The organism is Ammoniphilus resinae (genome assembly GCF_017873965.1).
Classification (GTDB): Bacteria; Bacillota; Bacilli; order Aneurinibacillales; family RAOX-1; genus Ammoniphilus_A; species Ammoniphilus_A resinae.
The window spans coordinates 400,127-416,969 of record NZ_JAGGKT010000001.1 but is presented as its reverse complement, the minus strand read 5'-3'; the positions used below and the strand labels follow the sequence as shown (position 1 = coordinate 416,969).

The 16,843-nt window shown below is 42.9% G+C and carries 15 protein-coding genes and 1 other annotated feature; of the genes, 1 reads left to right on the top strand and 14 read right to left on the bottom strand.

The features are described from left to right. Positions 1 to 57 precede the first annotated feature (57 nt). The 8 genes from radC to J2Z37_RS01900 all read right to left on the bottom strand — a co-directional run bounded on the left by radC (position 58) and on the right by J2Z37_RS01900 (position 9,874). Positions 58 to 708 (bottom strand): RadC family protein, encoded by a 651-nt coding sequence (gene radC, locus J2Z37_RS01935; RefSeq protein ID WP_209808896.1) that lies wholly within the window; start codon positions 706 to 708, stop codon positions 58 to 60. A gap of 84 nt (positions 709 to 792) precedes the next feature. Continuing rightward, positions 793 to 1,401, bottom strand: a complete 609-nt coding sequence (locus J2Z37_RS01930) for a Maf family protein (RefSeq protein WP_209808370.1) — start codon at positions 1,399 to 1,401, stop codon at positions 793 to 795. 20 nt (positions 1,402 to 1,421) lie between these two features. Beyond that, on the bottom strand, positions 1,422 to 1,658 hold the full coding sequence (locus tag J2Z37_RS01925; protein WP_209808369.1) for a DUF4321 domain-containing protein: 237 nt from the start codon (positions 1,656 to 1,658) through the stop codon (positions 1,422 to 1,424). 146 nt (positions 1,659 to 1,804) lie between these two features. After that, a complete protein-coding gene (locus J2Z37_RS01920; protein WP_209808367.1) occupies positions 1,805 to 2,977 on the bottom strand; it encodes a hypothetical protein in 1,173 nt (390 codons plus the stop codon). A gap of 128 nt (positions 2,978 to 3,105) precedes the next feature. Further along, positions 3,106 to 4,488 carry a UDP-N-acetylmuramate--L-alanine ligase gene (gene murC, locus J2Z37_RS01915; protein ID WP_425340299.1) on the bottom strand — a complete coding sequence of 461 codons (1,383 nt, stop codon included), beginning with the start codon at positions 4,486 to 4,488 and terminating at the stop codon, positions 3,106 to 3,108. Beyond that, positions 4,481 to 5,833 (bottom strand): bifunctional folylpolyglutamate synthase/dihydrofolate synthase, encoded by a 1,353-nt coding sequence (locus J2Z37_RS01910; RefSeq protein WP_209808365.1) that lies wholly within the window; start codon positions 5,831 to 5,833, stop codon positions 4,481 to 4,483. The genes murC and J2Z37_RS01910 overlap by 8 nt, the downstream gene beginning before the upstream one ends. Positions 5,834 to 5,952: 119 nt before the next feature. Beyond that, positions 5,953 to 8,607: a valine--tRNA ligase gene (locus J2Z37_RS01905; protein WP_209808363.1), complete on the bottom strand. Its 2,655-nt coding sequence runs from the start codon at positions 8,605 to 8,607 to the stop codon at positions 5,953 to 5,955. Between the two features lie 53 nt (positions 8,608 to 8,660). Beyond that, positions 8,661 to 8,890 (bottom strand) — a binding site (T-box leader). Between the two features lie 99 nt (positions 8,891 to 8,989). Then, positions 8,990 to 9,874: a phosphohexomutase domain-containing protein gene (locus tag J2Z37_RS01900; protein WP_209808360.1), complete on the bottom strand. Its 885-nt coding sequence runs from the start codon at positions 9,872 to 9,874 to the stop codon at positions 8,990 to 8,992. Between the two features lie 93 nt (positions 9,875 to 9,967). Between J2Z37_RS01900 and J2Z37_RS01895 the strand changes: the two genes are divergently transcribed. Then, the gene (locus J2Z37_RS01895; protein ID WP_209808358.1) at positions 9,968 to 10,147 is read left to right on the top strand and encodes a hypothetical protein; all 180 of its coding nucleotides are present in this window, start codon (positions 9,968 to 9,970) and stop codon (positions 10,145 to 10,147) included. 81 nt (positions 10,148 to 10,228) lie between these two features. On the opposite strand, the gene J2Z37_RS01890 is transcribed toward J2Z37_RS01895, so the two are convergent. The 6 genes from J2Z37_RS01890 to hemC all read right to left on the bottom strand — a co-directional run bounded on the left by J2Z37_RS01890 (position 10,229) and on the right by hemC (position 16,843). After that, entirely contained in the window at positions 10,229 to 11,230 is a 1,002-nt protein-coding gene (locus J2Z37_RS01890) for a protein kinase family protein (RefSeq protein ID WP_209808356.1), read from the bottom strand. A 5-nt stretch (positions 11,231 to 11,235) separates the two neighbouring features. Next, complete coding sequence (locus J2Z37_RS01885; RefSeq protein ID WP_209808354.1) at positions 11,236 to 12,606, bottom strand: LysM peptidoglycan-binding domain-containing protein; 1,371 nt, start codon at positions 12,604 to 12,606, stop codon at positions 11,236 to 11,238. 114 nt (positions 12,607 to 12,720) lie between these two features. After that, positions 12,721 to 14,010: a glutamate-1-semialdehyde 2,1-aminomutase gene (hemL, locus tag J2Z37_RS01880; protein ID WP_209808352.1), complete on the bottom strand. Its 1,290-nt coding sequence runs from the start codon at positions 14,008 to 14,010 to the stop codon at positions 12,721 to 12,723. A 154-nt stretch (positions 14,011 to 14,164) separates the two neighbouring features. Next, a complete protein-coding gene (hemB, locus tag J2Z37_RS01875; protein ID WP_342453776.1) occupies positions 14,165 to 15,139 on the bottom strand; it encodes a porphobilinogen synthase in 975 nt (324 codons plus the stop codon). A gap of 7 nt (positions 15,140 to 15,146) precedes the next feature. Then, entirely contained in the window at positions 15,147 to 15,917 is a 771-nt protein-coding gene (locus tag J2Z37_RS01870) for a uroporphyrinogen-III synthase (RefSeq protein ID WP_209808348.1), read from the bottom strand. Beyond that, the gene (gene hemC / locus J2Z37_RS01865; RefSeq protein ID WP_209808346.1) at positions 15,914 to 16,843 is read right to left on the bottom strand and encodes a hydroxymethylbilane synthase; all 930 of its coding nucleotides are present in this window, start codon (positions 16,841 to 16,843) and stop codon (positions 15,914 to 15,916) included. The genes J2Z37_RS01870 and hemC overlap by 4 nt, the downstream gene beginning before the upstream one ends.

Here is a 16,843-nt window from a genome sequence, read left to right as displayed (position 1 = left end):
TAGTCTTCGATTATCTATTACACCAACATATAATTATAAGAGTTTTAGCCTATGAATTCAAATCAACGCATGTTCCTTTAGGCTATAGTAACGGCCATCACCAATCACCACATGGTCCAGCACATCGATTCCAACTAGTTGACCGGCTTGGATCAATCTTTTCGTTACTTCAATATCCTCTTTGCTAGGTGCGGGGTCCCCACTTGGATGATTATGCAGGCAAATAATCGAAGCACTGCTCCTGCGAATGGCTTCCTTAAAAACCTCCCGCGGATGGACAATAGATGAATTGAGGCTGCCGATAAAGATTGTGTGCTGTCCGATCACCTGATTTTTTGTATTTAAGAACAAGCACACAAAATGCTCCTGCTTTAAGTAACGAAGTTCTTCCATCATAAATTTTGAAACATCTTCAGGGGATCGAATCGTACAGCGAGTTTCGGGTGTTGTTTTTGCAATTCTTCTCCCAAGTTCGATACTAGCCAACAGCGAAATCGCCTTTGCGGGACCAATTCCCCTTACTTCTATTAATTCCTCCATCGAAACATCAAGGAATTGCCGGAGTCCCCCAACATGTCCCATCACCCGATGGGCAAGGTTTACAACCGATTCTCCAGCAGAGCCAGTACCTAGTAAAATCGCAATCAATTCCACATTTGACAAGGCGTGAACCCCATTATGAATCATCCGTTCTCTTGGAAGTTCCATCACTGGGACTCGATTCTCAGCTAAACCTCTTTTCCCCAAAAAAACATCCCCTCATCCATCGTTTATATTTTTTTCTTAAAAATGCTAAGACCTTTGTCCAATTTCAAGAATGGGGTATCCAAAATCATTGAGAAAGTCAGCTAATAACCGTATAGGCAAACCAACAACAGAGAAATAATCGCCTTCAATCTTTTCAATAAAAATCGCTCCAAAACCCTGGATTGCGTAAGCCCCCGCTTTATCTGAAGGTTCACCAGTTGCAATGTACTTCTTTATTGTCGATTCACTTAGCCCTCGCATCGTGACCTTAGTTTCCACATGTCCCGTGAGTTTCCGTCCGGTACGAACATCCATCACTGTCAGCCCACTAAAAACAGAATGGGTGCTGCCTTGTAAAGACATTAGCATTCGGAAAGCATCCTCCAGGTTTATGGGCTTCCCAAGGATTTGATTGTTCAAAACAACGATGGTATCTGAACCTATCACTAAGCCGTCAGAAACTTCTTCACTTACACTGGCCACCTTTCTTTCAGCCAACAATTCGACAATTTCCGCAGGTTTTAGTCCGTCAGAAAAAGATTCATCTACCCCGCTTACCTTCACAGAAAAATCTAGGCCTAAATTTCGTAGGATCTCTTGCCTTCTTGGTGATGAGGATGCCAAGATCAGCGGCCTCTTGTCCGGTAGAACCATCTCCCGCCTCCTTAAGCTTTTTATTTAATCTTTTTGTAGAGCCAATACGCTAAAACTAAACCTAAGATTCCACTAAGGTTTAGTTTAACCTGGAGAAAGAAATCATACTTAAATATTACAAAATCCCCTTTAGGTTCCCATGTAAGCACTTCTCCAGTTCCAAGAAAAGGAACCCATTGTCCCAATATTTTCCCCATAATACTCCCAAAAATAAGTCCAACAATCAGGACGATAATAAAAACAATGGTGTTTTTCATTCAGTTGCTCCTCTCAGATAGAAAAATTCTAAATTTTCCCATAGGCACAATCAGTTTAGCAAAAGGTGATTTTTTCGACAAGTTGTTCTTCAGGCTGAAAACAACATGAAAGAAAAGGGAGCAGGCATAACCCGACTCCCTTTAAGCTATTTGAACGAGGTTAAAAACTGCTCTTTGCTTCCAAAAGCATCCAAAAAGGCCTGCTCCGCTTGCCACAAATATCCTTCAACTGGTTCCTTCTGAAATCTCTGCAAAGCCGTGATGCCTTTGCTATAGTCATTCAAGAATCGATTCCCCAGTTCCTGCTGTTGTTGTAATTTATTAATGATTTCCCTCCCACGATCAAGAAAACTTCGGTGAGAGGTTGCCACTTCTTTCATGGTTTCCGCGGTAATCCCCCCCTCATTTAACCCCTCACTAAGAGCCTTTCCAACAACGGTGATTAATTCTGATTCCTTGGTAAACCAATTACCCCATTCCTCCTGCGTTACATTCGTATCAGCTTTTAAAGGGAGGGTAATGGTTCTTTCGGAATAAGGGTATTCCTTTATATACACATCAAGGTCTTTAAAATGATTCGCAATGGCAAGTGCTTGATTCCGATCCAAGCTTACTCCTAAAAATAAATAAAGTGGTGTTTCACCTTGAAAAATATGTGGCCATCCATTAGCTTCAATCTTATCTAAAATCGGTTTGGCATTCTCTTTGTTTTGAAAGACACCGCCTTGAATCATATGAAAACTCTGCGCAGGGAGGTGAAGAGAAACTTTCTTACCTTCTTTGCTGTTCACATCCAATTGGACAGGAGGTTGCTGCTGCCCGCCCGATGATTCAACCTTTGCTTGTTCTGGTAGCTGCTGACTCATCGGCGCTGCCGCACTTGGTGTAGAGGGCTGATGAGGGGTCACACCCGTGTTAGAATTAAAAAAATTTAGCACCACATAGCCAAAAACCAGACCAAGGGCAATCGCACCAGACACAGAAAGCACCGCACTGCCTAAACCTTTTGGACTTGTACCTTTTATTTTATTTGAGCGCTTCTTTCGAACCTTTTGTGAAAAAGGAACTCTTCTCTTTTCAGATGTAGGCAATGAATTTGGTACATATTTAGGACCGTATATTTCTAGGTCATCGTTTGTTGTTTCCTTACTTACCGCAATTTCCTTGTGTGCCAGGGGATCTGGTGAAGGGTTGTCCAACTCACCAAAGGTCTGTAAGGAATCTTGCTCCTTTTCCTTTATCGGAGGGATAGACTGCGTGTTTTTAGTTTGATCGGCTTGTCCAAGTCGGATTGTGATTCTCGCCTTATCCTTGTTCATGATTAACCTCTCCTTTGAAGACCTTTTATTGTTATCATATGAAAATGAGAGATTAATAGAACTAAAAAAGACAGAAAAAAACCGCTAACAAATGTTAGACGGTTGTTCATTGTTTTAAATTGAGCACATTACTGATCCTTCCAATGAGAAACAAGCTTTTCCGCAACCTTCCAGATATCACCTGCTCCCATCGTTATGATTAAATCCCCACGTTTTGCTGTATCTAACAAATACTGGTAAACGTCTTCTTTTGTCGGCATATAAACCACGTTGGGGTTGGAGTTCTTCTCTATTAAGTCAACCAAATGCTGTGCTGTTACATCCATTCGGGTGTCATTAGCAGGTGAATATATATCGGCAATGACCACATGGTCAGCATCGGAAAATGCCCGGCTAAATGCATCTAATAGAAAAAATGTTCGAGTATAGCGTTGTGGTTGAAATACTGCAACAATTCTTCGATTCGTTGACTTTGCAGCCTGAATCGTCGCTTCAATTTCCGTTGGATGATGGGCATAATCGTCAACCACGAGAATATCATTGACCTCACCAATCACTTGAAATCGCCTTTTCGCCCCACGAAAATAAGGGATAGCCTCCGCAATCTGCGGGAAAGGAATACCAGCTTCCAGGCAGACAATCGTTGTAGCTAAAGCATTTAATACATTATGACGTCCGGGAACGGATAAGTTCAACCTTCCAAGCTTCGTCTTTCCTTTTTTTAATGTAAAAGAAACCGTCCGGTCCCCGTATATAATCTCTTCTGCAGAAAAATCAGCAGGTTTCTCAATCCCATAGGTAATGAATTCGCATTTTAAATCTGGAATCATTTCCTGCAGATACTCATCATCAGAACAAAGGACAGCTTTACCATTTTCTCTAATATTCCCCAGGAATTTCCGATAGGCCTTTTTTAAATTTTCAAAATCCCCATCATAATTTTCCAGGTGATCTGCTTCAATATTGGTAACGACGGCAATCTCAGGATGATAGTGGAGAAAGGATCCATCGCTTTCGTCTGCTTCCGCAACAACATATGGCCCTTTCCCAGCCCTGGCATTACTTCCAATATCCATAATTTCTCCACCAATAATGTAGGTCGGGTCAGCCCCTGCTTTTTCCATGACCAGTGAAATCATTGACGAGGTCGTTGTTTTTCCATGGGCGCCAGATACGGCTATTCCTGAACGCTCGTTTAAAATACGGGCAAGCATTTCGGAGCGGTGTATTAAAGGAATTTGTAAATTCCCTGCCTCTACCAATTCTACATTATCCTTCGGAATATCTGTAGAGTACACCACAACATCTGCGCCCCGAACATGTTTTGCCTCGTGTCCAATAAAAACTGTAGCCCCTCTTGAAACGAGCTTATCCGTCAACTCTTTACGGGCAACATCAGATCCCGTAACCTTAAGCCCCATGTCAACCAAGACTCTGGCAATGGCGCTCATACCATAGCCGCCAATCCCGATGAAATGTATATGTTCGGTTTTTGCTGTCAATTTATTCACCAGTCCCTTCCTTTAAATCGAAGCAGGCAGCTTGCTTTCCGCCAAGTTCCTTGCGCAGGTCGGAAATAAAGTAAAGCGACCCTGTTGCTAGCAAGATATCCCCCTTTGCGGCTTCACTTTGCCATGTAGAAACCGCCTTCCGCCAATCTTCTATGGGGAGGATCTCAAGTTGCGAGTTGGCATCTCGAAACCACATCTCTAAATTTTCTAACTCCGTAGCCCGGGGGTGCTCTGCCTTGGTCACAATTACCTGGCTAACCACCGTGGAAAGTCGCTGGATCATTCCTTGCACATCTTTATCTTCAAGCGCTGCAAACAGAAGTCTAGGCTTCTGGTGTGCAAACCGTTCGCTTAGGACTTTCGATAATGCTTCTATTCCTTCCAGATTATGCGCACCATCCAAAATAAGCAAGGGATCCTCTTTTATGATTTCAAATCTCCCCGGCCAAATTGTCTTTTTTAACCCTTCCAGCAAATCCTCGGATTCAAAATAGACAGCATAAAACTCCCGCATAACCAATAAAACCATGATCGCTAATCCTGCATTTTTCACCTGATGTTCCCCTAACAGAGGGATCTGCAAATCGTGATAATCTGTATATGGACTATAGAAATCAAGCATTTCTATCTGCTTATCTGGGTCAGTAGATTTACGTACGATACGGAAATCTTTATTTAATCTATAGATTGGGGATTTTTTTCTTACCGCAGTTGTCTCGATCACTTCCAAAGCTTCAGGATCTTCTTCTGTGGTAATAGTAGGAAATCCATTTTTAATTATGCCAGCCTTCTGCATAGCAATTTCCCTTTTTGTTTCCCCTAATATTTGCGTATGATCAAAGCCGATGTTTGTAATTGCAGAAACGATTGGAACAACAACATTTGTACAATCATTGAGACCTCCCAAACCCGTTTCCCAAATGACTAGGTCCGGAAAAACCTCTTCGGCAAAATAAAGAATGGCAATCAGGGTTGTCGTTTCAAACTCTGTAAGAGGTCCCCATTCTGTTCTTTCGAGTTCTTCAGCAAGTGGAATCAATCTTTCAATAAAATTGGCGAATTGATCGTCCGGAATGTCCTTTCCATTCCACTGTATACGGTTTGTTACGTTACCCATGGCTGGAGATGTATAGGTTCCAATCTCATAGCCAGCTTCCCGTAGAACACTAGTCAGAAAAGCCACAGTAGACCCTTTGCCATTGGTACCGGCAATGTGAACAAATTTCAAGCGGCGCTCGGGATGACTTAACTTTTCCAACATCCATTCCATTCTTTCCAAGCCTGGCTTAATCCCAAATTTCTGTAACCCCTCTAACCAATTCATTGCTGTATCAAATGCAATCATTTTGTAAACCTCACTTCTAACTCATTCCTAAACAATATATGACTTTAAACGATAAGTAATGAATAGAAAAGCTTCGGGGAAGCTTTTCTATTCGTTCTTTTCCCTTAATTTTTTAATTCTTAGTTCTTTAATTCTTGGATTCTGACCTGGATTTTTTCCAGCTTTTCTTGATAGTCTTTGCCTTTAGCCCGTTCCTCTTCAACCACGTGGGCTGGAGCTTTGGCGACAAATCCTTGATTCACCAATTTTTTGTTTACTCTTTCTACTTCATTTTTTAAATGCTCAGCATCTTTCTCCAGACGGGCAATTTCCTTATCAATATCAATTAATCCAGCCAACGGCAGATAAATTTCTGCCCCTGTTACAACAGCGGAAACGACCTTGTCAGGAACCCCAAGACTAAGTGAAATCTCCAGTTTCTGCGGATTGCAAAAGCGTTCAATATATTCTTCACCCTGGGATAATAAGCTATAGGCTTCTTCATTTGTTGGTTTAATCATTAACTCTACTTTTTTGCTTAACGGTACATTCATTTCTGCCCGGATATTACGGACACTGCGAATGACTTCCATTAACAGCCCCATCTGTTTCACAGATTCAGGGTAATGATGGGTCTCATCCACTATTGGCCAAGGTGCTACTGTAATGCTTGCTCCACTTTGCGGCAGATGCTGCCAAATCTCTTCTGTGATAAATGGCATATATGGATGAAGCAAACGAAGGGTTTGATCCAATACATGGCATAGGACGGATTGTGTCGTTTTCTTTGCTTCTGCATTTTCTCCATACAGATGTGGTTTTGCCATTTCAATGTACCAATCGCATAAATCATCCCAAATAAAGTTATTTAGGGAACGTCCAGCTTCACCAAATTCAAATTGATCAAGAAGACGGGTCACATCGGCAATGGTTTCATTTAAACGGGTTAAGATCCACTTATCTGTAGTACCTAAGTTACCGGATAAATCGATGTCTGCAGCCGTGAATCCTTCCAGGTTCATCAAAGCAAAACGGGAGGCATTCCAAATTTTATTAGCAAAGTTCCGTGCAGATTCTACCCGTTCCCAACGGAAACGTTGGTCATTTCCCGGGGTATTCCCTGTAGCCAGCATGAAGCGCATAGCGTCTGCCCCGTATTGATCGATGACCTCCATTGGATCTACTCCGTTGCCTAGCGATTTGGACATCTTGCGACCTTCCGCATCACGAACAAGTCCGGTGATTAATACATTCTTAAATGGGTTTTCACCAGTAAACTCAAGGCCCGTAAAAATCATCCGGGCTACCCAGAAAAAGATAATATCATAACCGGTAACCAAAACATCCGTAGGATAGAAATGCTTCATGTCCTCTGTTTCCTCAGGCCATCCAAGCGTGGAGAAAGGCCAAAGTGCTGAACTGAACCAGGTGTCCAGGACATCATTGTCTTGTTTTAACTCCGTACTGTCACAATGCGGACAAGTTGTAATATCTTCCCTAGAAACGGTCATTTCCCCACAAGAACCGCAATACCAGGCAGGAATCCGATGTCCCCACCATAATTGACGGGAAATACACCAATCACGAATATTTTCAATCCAGTGCAAATAAATTTTTTCAAAACGATCGGGAACAAAAGCTACTCGCTCTTCACTTTTTTGTTTATTGATAGCCTCTTCTGCTAATGGTCCCATTTTGACAAACCATTGGGTAGACAGATAGGGTTCAACGACTGCCCCACTCCGTTCACTATGGCCAACCTGATGGATATGCTCCTCAATTTTAAAGCATACTCCCTGATCCTGAAGATCCTTAACGATCTGTTTGCGGCATGCAAAACGATCCATTCCCTGGTACGCGCCGGCATTCTCGTTCATTTTTCCTGCTTCATCCATGACTAGAATCTGCTCTAGATTATGTCTTCTTCCTAGTTCAAAGTCGTTCGGGTCGTGTGCAGGGGTGATCTTTACTGCCCCGCTTCCAAATTCCCGATCAACGTAATCATCCGCAACAATTGGAATTTCTCGTCCAATAATCGGCAGGACAACAGTTTTTCCGATCAACTTCTGATACCGTTCATCTTTCGGGTGAACGGCAACGGCTGTATCACCAAGCATCGTTTCTGGCCGTGTGGTAGCCACTTCGATATAGCCTGTCCCATCCTTGAGCGGATATCGAAGATGATAGAGTGCACCTTTTAATTCTTTATATTCGACTTCAATATCGGAAAGTGCAGTTCGAGTCTCTGGATCCCAGTTAATAATATATTTACCGCGATAGATTAAGCCTTTTTCATAAAGTCGAACAAAAACTTCGCGAACAGCCTTTGATAGTCCCTCATCAAGTGTGAATCTCTCTCTAGAGTAATCGAGAGAAAGGCCCATTTTCGACCATTGCCTGCGAATGATCTCTGCGTATTTATCTTTCCATTCCCAAACTTTTTCCACGAATTTTTCCCGGCCTAAATCATATCGGGATATCCCCTCTTCTTTCAACCTACCTTCTACCCGTGCTTGGGTTGCAATCCCGGCATGGTCCATACCTGGTAGCCACAAAGCATCATAGCCCTGCATCCGCTTGGAACGGATCAGGATATCTTGAAGTGTATTATTTAAGGCATGTCCAATATGCAAATTTCCTGTTACATTGGGTGGGGGAATGACAATGGTAAAGGGCGTTTTTTCAGCATTTCGTTCCGCATTGAAAAATTTCCCTTCCAACCAATAAGGATACCATTTTGCTTCAGCTTCCTTCGGATCATACTTTGTAGGCATTTCTTTCATTGTGTCTGCCATGCAAATTCCTCCTGGGTATAAATTTTTGCTTAAAAATAAAAAACCTCTTCCATCCAAAGGACGAAGAAGTTACTCGCGGTACCACCTTTGTTAACAAAAACAGCATTGCCCAGTTTTTGTTCACTTCACCTGATAACGGACAGGTTCCGTCCCTTCCTACTTCTATTTCAAAAGGGCAACTCCCGGGCTACCTTCAGCAGCTTATATCCAAAGGAATCTTCCAGCCTTGGATTCCTCTCTCTTCATGGTTTCACTGCTTACTCTTCCCATTCCATGTCTTGTACCTATCAAACTGATTTTCATTTTATCAATTAATATCATCATAGACAAGAGTTTCGCTCCTTAACCAACGAAATCTTATGAATTCTAAAGGTTCACTTCATTAAACAAGTGATTCAAGGAACAACAGGGAACTTACCACACCATCCATTCGGATTATTTCGGGAGCTACCTCCCTGTTCTTTGTTTTCACATATTGGTCAATTATCGGTCGGACATCCGCTCCACAAACAACTCGGTTACGATATGGATTATAATAGGACCATGTCCTCCCTTCTGCATCCCAGGCAATTCCAATGGACGTTCCCCCCTGCTGGACGACGGCTGTCAATAAATCCGTCAAATTTTCTCTGCTTGGAGAAGGGCAAAGACCGCCGAACATGGCATGCTCTGTAAAATGTATCTCCTTAAATTTCTCTTGATCTGAATAAAATAGCTTTGCAGCTAGCCCTTGTGCCGACCCGTACATGGAATCAAAAACAATGGATAACTTCCCCTTTTTGATCCTTTCGATATCTACTGTTTGACGAAGATAATTTAAATAATCATCGCGCAGAGAGGTTTGCTGTATCCATCCATTTGATTCTGCCACCTGAAAGTCCACTAGGCGATATTTTACGTCCCTTTGGTTCAAGTCTACCCCTTTAAAACCGGCAGGCAATATGCGAAGACCATTATATTCCACAGCCCTAGCACCTCCCGTTACCATTAAACCGATCGCTTTTTCCACTTTTGTGGCTGCATGTAAAATTGCACCTAGTGGGGTTGCTTCCTTCGCCAACGTCACCGGAATTCGATGGGCAGCCAAAATCTCGCTGCATCGTTTGGCGTGTAATTCAGCCTGAAATCTTGTATCGTAACCAATAAAGACCCTGCTTAATTGTTCTTTAGCCCATTGACTGGCAAGAAGATGAACCAGCTGACTCATTTTGTGCAAGTTGAACTGTTGGGCAATCATGCCCCAATACAAACCATCATCGTATTGCATCGCTGAAGCTCCTTAATGAAATTATGGTTGAACGCCCAGTTCGATTGTTTCATATGATATAAACAGTAAAGCCTGGAAAGGATGGGTTAGACCGTGAATCGTTTTAAATATCATTCGACATACATTAAAATAAAGGCCGGATTTAGACAGCTTGTTCTTCCGCTCGGGATTTTCCAATTAGTTCGAACACTACTGCTACCCACTTCAATAGACGTAGTCCTGTTAATAATCATTGCCCTAGTTTATGTTGGGTTGGAATTGGATTGGTTTTAACTGGAGATTTTTTTGAGGAACAATAAGAGAAGGAAAGAGAGAAGGTTATTTCCCCTTTCCTTTTTTTCTGTACATGTATCTTTATTGAAATGGTATTTTTTGACGATTATTTTCATCTATGTATCTTCCAAACCTAGCTGCCAAATGATCCCAATGCCTCTGTTTGCGTATTGCATCAACCATCTTCTCGGCTTCATCCGGCGTAATCTCGCCTTTTTGCATGTATTGGTTAAAATAAGTCCATACTTCAACGGGGACTGCCAATTGAAACAAAATATAAATTAATTCCGTATCACTTAATTTTCGTTCCTCTTCATACCCTTTCAAGAAGGAAAGTACAGCCTCTTCTTTCCAGTCGCTCTTCTCATAAATATTGCGAAGGAGATGAACTGTATCGTGGTGTAGCGTGACCAACGGCTGATTATACCCCCCGCTTACATGCCATCCTTGATCCGTTTCCGTTAATTGGTCCAACTGAAAGGAAGCATAGGAAAGTGGTAAGGAAAAAACAGAGTCTTTGACACCCTCCCACAGTTGATAAGCTCGGCGAAATCTCTGGTAAAGCAAAGGAAGGTTTGCGTAGATTAGCTCATCAATTAATGTGGGATGCTCCTTATGCTCAATTGCCTGAATCCCTTCTTTTATCCACTTACTCCCTTGAATAAAAAAATCATCCGAAAAAGGAGTATGGTTAACAAGTGTTGTTTTGGGTTCTATTCCTTCCAAGGCATGGTGATACTGCGCATATACACGTCCTGTTGATTCACAATCCCAGTAATCGGAAACATTTGGCTTACGCCCCTCGGGAATATGACTTAAAACAAAATATTTGCCTTGGTAGCGAATATATTTTTTTTTGTTCATATTCGGTATAAACTTCTCTACGGCCTGGTGACCAAGCGCACTCATTTGTTCCCGCCAAGCATTAGACCATTTTAATTGAGCAGACTGATTCCAAACGGTAACTCTTTTTTTCCCCTTGTTCGTTTCAACCAAATAGCCATCCTCGAGAGTTTGCACTCGAAGAACTTTCAATCTATAGGCAGCCATCATCTTTTTCAACTGATCCAAGGAGATTTTCAAACTGTTCACCCCTTCACAGGAATGTATAATATTTGACCCTGACTAATTTGAGTCCTTACAGCCTGGTTAGCTCTTAAGATCGATTCAGCCTGTATTCTATACCGTTCAGCGATTTCTTCAATCGTCTCATCTTTTTGTACAATACATAATTTGAGCTTTGTAAACTGTTCTTGATTGCTTTCCATAAAATTGGTTAGGTAAAGGTGTTCTTCTTTTTCTTCTTCATCTTCTGCAGCATCCTCCGAGCGTTCGAGATTCGGAGTTTGTTCTACTTCTTCCCGAACCGGTCTACGTGAAAAGATGGAAGATAGAGAGGTGATTTCTTCCCGATCCTGCTTTGTTCCCTTCCCCGTGATTGCCACTCGGATATCCTCTTCCATTTCTGAGATCACTTCAACATTCTCTTCAGGCGCCTGCCCCAGATTCGGCAGAGCAATGACATTATCAAGCGGCGTCCTTGATTCGAGATCATTTTCTTCCTCTTCCTGTCTCTCTCCTTTTTCTTCTGCTTTTTCTTCTGCTTTTATCTCTGGTGTATCCGCTATTTCTGGTTCCTCACTGACTTCTGATTCGGCGTTCGCTTCCAATTCATTTCTTACTTCTATTGCGCTGACTTTTGGTTCATCTCTGACTTCTGGTGCCGCTTCTACTTTCACTTCTTTTTCAATTGGTGCAATAGGGCGTTCATTCTCCATTGCTTCCATAGCCTGTACCTGTTCTATCTTTTCAGAAGATAGTTGAATGCGCTCTTCTTCTGCCGGGGTTGGCTCCGCAATTTTTGGGACCTGGTCTTCGATTGCTGCCAGACGTTCCTCCAATGTTGGTTCTTGCTTGGATTCACCCGTCCCTCCCGCAATATGAACAAATTCCAATTGTTCCTCTAATATCGTTTTCTTTTTCATCTCGTCCTCCTTCTCAACAAAACCTCCGATGATCAGGCTGGCGATAATTTCAATTTGATGCTGCGACATTAGATCATAGTCAAAAGAGTTAATATATGCATAAACATCAGATACATCCCGCACTTTGCCACTAGGTAGAGTGATCTTAACCGGTATACGATGCTCAAGTTTATCTTCCTTTGTTAATGGTGAAAAAGGCCCCCGATCCGCAGAAAGCGGTGTGAATTGTACCGACTCTTCATAGCTGTGAGGCAAATCATTGGTTTCACTCAAAATTTTATTTTCGTTATTCCCGCGATAACTCCCGTACACATAGAGAGAACCTGTGATTTCTATTTCTTCGCCCCTTTGCTCAATTTCAACATTCGGCACAATTTCCATCTCTTCTATTTCCTCAATCGGAATTTGCTGTTGTGATAGTTTAATCGTTTCCTTGATATCGAATTGATACGTACCCAAGCTATTTTTATTCATTGAATATAAATCCTCCTTTCCGTAAGTCACCTCTCCTAAAATATATTGTTTGATAGCGAATGATAGAACTAAAAAAAGAAGTCCTAAAAGCTTAACGCTCCTAGGACTTCCTACTTATAGTTGCTGCAGTGCCTTCCGATTAGCTGCAATGGTAAATTCAATATCCTCATCCGTATGTGCAGTGGAGACAAACATTCCTTCAAATTGTGACGGTGGTAAGGATACTCCTTCATCAATCATCGCTCGGAAATAACGGGCAAACCGCTCCGTATCACTTGTCTTCGCTGTTTCATAATTAATAACCTCTTCGCCGGTAAAGAACAATCCAACCATCGATCCTACTCTGTTAATCCAGTGTGGGATTCCAAGATCTTCACAGTTTTGACGAACCCCAGCTTCTAAACGAGCGGACTTACGCTCAAGTTCTTCATAGACACCAGGCTTTCCTAGCTCCAATAAGGTGGTGTATCCAGCTGTCATGGCAAGCGGATTTCCGGAAAGAGTCCCCGCTTGATAGATCGGCCCAGCAGGTGCAATCTGCTCCATGATTTCCTTTTTCCCACCATAAGCCCCGACTGGCAGTCCACCGCCGATGACCTTTCCTAAGGTGGTTAGATCAGGTGTAATCCCAAATCTCGCCTGTGCACAATGATAATCCACACGGAAACCTGTCATAACCTCATCAAAAATTAACAATGTGCCATAGTCTTCCGTTATTTTCCTTAAGCCTTCCAAGAAGCCCGCCTTAGGTGGAACGACCCCCATGTTCCCGGCAACAGGCTCTACAATTACCGCTGCGAGATCATCGCCATAATGTTCGAATGCTAGCTTGATCGCTTCCAAATCGTTATAAGGAACTGTAATCGTATGGCTTGCCACATCCTTTGGCACCCCTGGACTGTCTGGCAAAGCTAAAGTAGCGACCCCAGAACCCGCCTTGATCAGCAAACTATCCGCATGTCCGTGATAACATCCTTCAAATTTGAGGATTTTATTCCGTTTCGTATAGCCGCGTGCCAAACGCAAAGCACTCATCGTCGCTTCTGTACCGGAGTTCACCATGCGCACGATCTCCATCGCAGGGATAATTTCGCAAACGAGCTTGGCCATTTCTGTTTCAATTTTGGTTGGTGCTCCGAAACTTGTGCCGTGTTCTGTCACCTTTTTTAAGGCTTCGATGACAACCGGATGAGCATGTCCCAAAATGAGTGGCCCCCAGGAACCCACATAATCGATGTACTCATTTCCATCGACATCATATACTTTGGAGCCAGCCCCTCGTTCTATAAATAAGGGAGACATGCCAACGGAGCGAAAAGCTCGTACAGGGCTATTTACCCCACCAGGTATGTACTTCTTTGATTCATCAAAATACAATTCAGACTGCCTGTGACTTTTTCCCATAATACGCCTCCTGCTTCTTTCACTTCTGTACTACGTCGAATCCTCCCCTTGCAAAGAAGTAATCTAGTTGTCCTGGTGAGGGCTTCTACTAGCGGTTTGCGATCTACCTCGAATGTACATTCCTTCGCAAACCATTTAGTGGTCCTTTAGGGCTTTATTGTTCTTTCAACCAGCGTGCAGCATCTTTTGAAAAATAAGTAAGGATTAGATCTGCTCCAGCACGTTTAAAGCCAGTTAGCATTTCTAACGTTACCGCTCTCTCATCAATCCAACCGTTCAAGGCGGCTGCCTTAATCATTGCATACTCACCACTAACATTATAGGCAACAACGGGCAAATTAAAGTTGTCGCGAACAAGGCTAATGATATCCATGTAAGCCATAGCCGGTTTAACCATTAAAAAGTCTGCCCCTTCCTCTACATCGGAAGCTGCTTCGCGTAAGGCTTCTCGCTTATTTGCTGGATCCATCTGATAAGTTTTGCGATCCCCAAATTGTGGTGTAGAATGTGCGGCTTCGCGGAAAGGACCATAAAAGGCAGAAGCATATTTTACTGCATAAGACATCACAGGAATCTGGCTGAAACCCGCTTCATCCAATCCCTGTCGAATGGCAGCAACAAAACCGTCCATCATATTTGACGGTGCTATCACGTCAGCACCGGCTTTCGCTTGAGAAACTGCTGTTTTCACTAACAATTCCAAGGAAGGATCGTTATCCACCTCTCCATCACAAATGACTCCGCAATGACCATGGTCAGTATACTGGCATAAACAGGTATCAGCAATGACAACAAGCTGTGGAGCCCATTCCTTTACCTTGCGAATCGCCTGTTGAACGATTCCGTTATCATTATACGCCTCGCTCCCTACCTCATCTTTATGTTCAGGAACCCCAAACATCATAACCGATTGGATACCAAGCGAAACCACTTCCTCAATTTCTTCCCGCAGCAGATCCAATGAATAATGATAAACACCAGGCATCGAGGAAATCTCTTCTTTTACTCCCTCACCTTCAACAACAAAAAGCGGGTAAATAAAATCTTCTACACGCAGTTGATTCTCCCGAATCATATTCCGCATGGCTGCACTGCTGCGTAATCTTCTATGTCTTTGAAACATCGTGATTCCTCCTTTAAATTCTCGCCAACAAATTCACCAAATCTTCAATCGTAGATTTCTCCGCGATCCCGTCAACTTCTAACCCTAGCGAACGAGCTGTCTGCGCGGTAATAGGGCCAATACAGGCAATTTTGATGCCATCAAGAAGAGCGTGATCAGACTCCATATCGAGCATTTCACAGAAGTTCTTCACTGTACTAGAACTGGTGAAGGTCACTATATCGATTTTCCCTTGCTTTAATTCCGCTTGAATTGCTGCAATGCCTTCCCTGTTCTGTACGGTTTCATAGACAACGACATCATCAACCCGCATCCCCCATTCTAATAATTGCTCTGGCAATACTTTTCGAGCAATATTCGCCCGTGGTAATAACAGGCTTGTTCCAACTTGAATAGATGAGCCTAGTTCCTGCAGAAGGCCTTCTGCTGTATATTCCTTGGCAACCACGTCTACATGTAAACCATACGTTTCAAGGACGGAAGCTGTGCGAGGTCCCACCGCACCGATCTGCGAACGAAGGGATGAAATCTCCACCCCTAATTCCTCCATCCTTTTCATAAAAAAGTGGACGCCATTGACACTAGTAAAGAGTATCCAATCATAATGTTCGATATCGTGTATGACTTGATCTAATTTGGTTAAATCACGTGGAGGTAAAAGCTGAATGACAGGAAACTCCACAACCTCTCCGCCCAGCTGCCTGATTTTCTCCGTCATCTCACCTGCCTGGCTTTTTGCCCGTGTGACCAAAATTGTTTTTCCCTGAAGCGGTCTATCTGTCATATATGATTCTCTTCACGGACTTGGTCTAAAATCTCAGATGCTCCTTTTTCAACAAGTAATTTCCCAAGCTTTTGACCAAGTTCCTGTGCTTCATGTCCTTGAAGTGTTTCCTTTAAAACAAGTTTACCCTTTGGATCAGCCACAAGCCCAGTAAGAACACATAAACCATCTTCACCGATTTCACCGTGTGCAGCAATCGGAACTTGACAGCCCCCTTCCAACGTGCTTAAGAAGGCCCGCTCAGCCCGAACAGCCTTTTCCGTATCGGGATGATTAATTTTTTCAAGAAGCGCTAGTAGCTCCTTATCGTTTTCTCTGCATTCAATACTTAATGCCCCTTGACCAACAGCCGGAAGACTAATTTCGACGGGGAGAAATTGGCTGATCTGCCCATTCCAATCCATTCTTTCCAAACCAGCAGCAGCTAGAATAATCGCATCGTAATCTTCTTCTTCTAACTTACGAATTCTTGTACCGATATTCCCTCGAATCCATTTCATCTGCAAATCTGGTCGATAAGCAAGCAATTGCGCCCCACGCCGAAGACTACTTGTACCGATGATTGCACCTTCGGGGAGCTCGTTTAAGGTCTGTCCTTTTTTGCTAATTAGTACATCCCTTACATCTACCCGTTTGGGCACGGCACCAATCGTTAAACCCGGGGGTAAAATAGCGGGCATATCTTTCATACTATGAACCGCCATATCAATTTCCTTATCTAATAGGGCTTGTTCAATTTCCTTAACAAAAAGACCTTTTCCTCCAACCTTGGATAAGGTCACATCTAGAATCTGATCGCCTTTGGTGACGATATTTTTGATTTCAAATTCATAAGGCAAACCTAGGTTTTTCAACTCCTGTATCACCCATTTTGTTTGCGTCATCGCCAGTTCACTCTGTCTAGAGCCTACAATGATTTTTCTCAT

Bases quoted from the DNA above. Each gene is read 5' to 3' on its own strand.
- J2Z37_RS01870 (WP_209808348.1), bottom strand. From the start codon at position 15,917: ATGACAGATAGACCGCTTCAGGGAAAAACAATTTTGGTCACACGGGCA.
- J2Z37_RS01900 (WP_209808360.1), bottom strand. From the start codon at position 9,874: ATGCAATACGATGATGGTTTGTATTGGGGCATGATTGCCCAACAGTTC.
- J2Z37_RS01930 (WP_209808370.1), bottom strand. From the start codon at position 1,401: ATGGTTCTACCGGACAAGAGGCCGCTGATCTTGGCATCCTCATCACCA.
- J2Z37_RS01905 (WP_209808363.1), bottom strand. From the start codon at position 8,607: ATGGCAGACACAATGAAAGAAATGCCTACAAAGTATGATCCGAAGGAA.
- J2Z37_RS01910 (WP_209808365.1), bottom strand. From the start codon at position 5,833: ATGATTGCATTTGATACAGCAATGAATTGGTTAGAGGGGTTACAGAAA.
- hemL (WP_209808352.1), bottom strand. From the start codon at position 14,010: ATGGGAAAAAGTCACAGGCAGTCTGAATTGTATTTTGATGAATCAAAG.
- hemC (WP_209808346.1), bottom strand. From the start codon at position 16,843: ATGAGAAAAATCATTGTAGGCTCTAGACAGAGTGAACTGGCGATGACG.
- J2Z37_RS01925 (WP_209808369.1), bottom strand. From the start codon at position 1,658: ATGAAAAACACCATTGTTTTTATTATCGTCCTGATTGTTGGACTTATT.
- radC (WP_209808896.1), bottom strand. From the start codon at position 708: ATGGAACTTCCAAGAGAACGGATGATTCATAATGGGGTTCACGCCTTG.
- J2Z37_RS01885 (WP_209808354.1), bottom strand. From the start codon at position 12,606: ATGAATAAAAATAGCTTGGGTACGTATCAATTCGATATCAAGGAAACG.
- J2Z37_RS01920 (WP_209808367.1), bottom strand. From the start codon at position 2,977: ATGAACAAGGATAAGGCGAGAATCACAATCCGACTTGGACAAGCCGAT.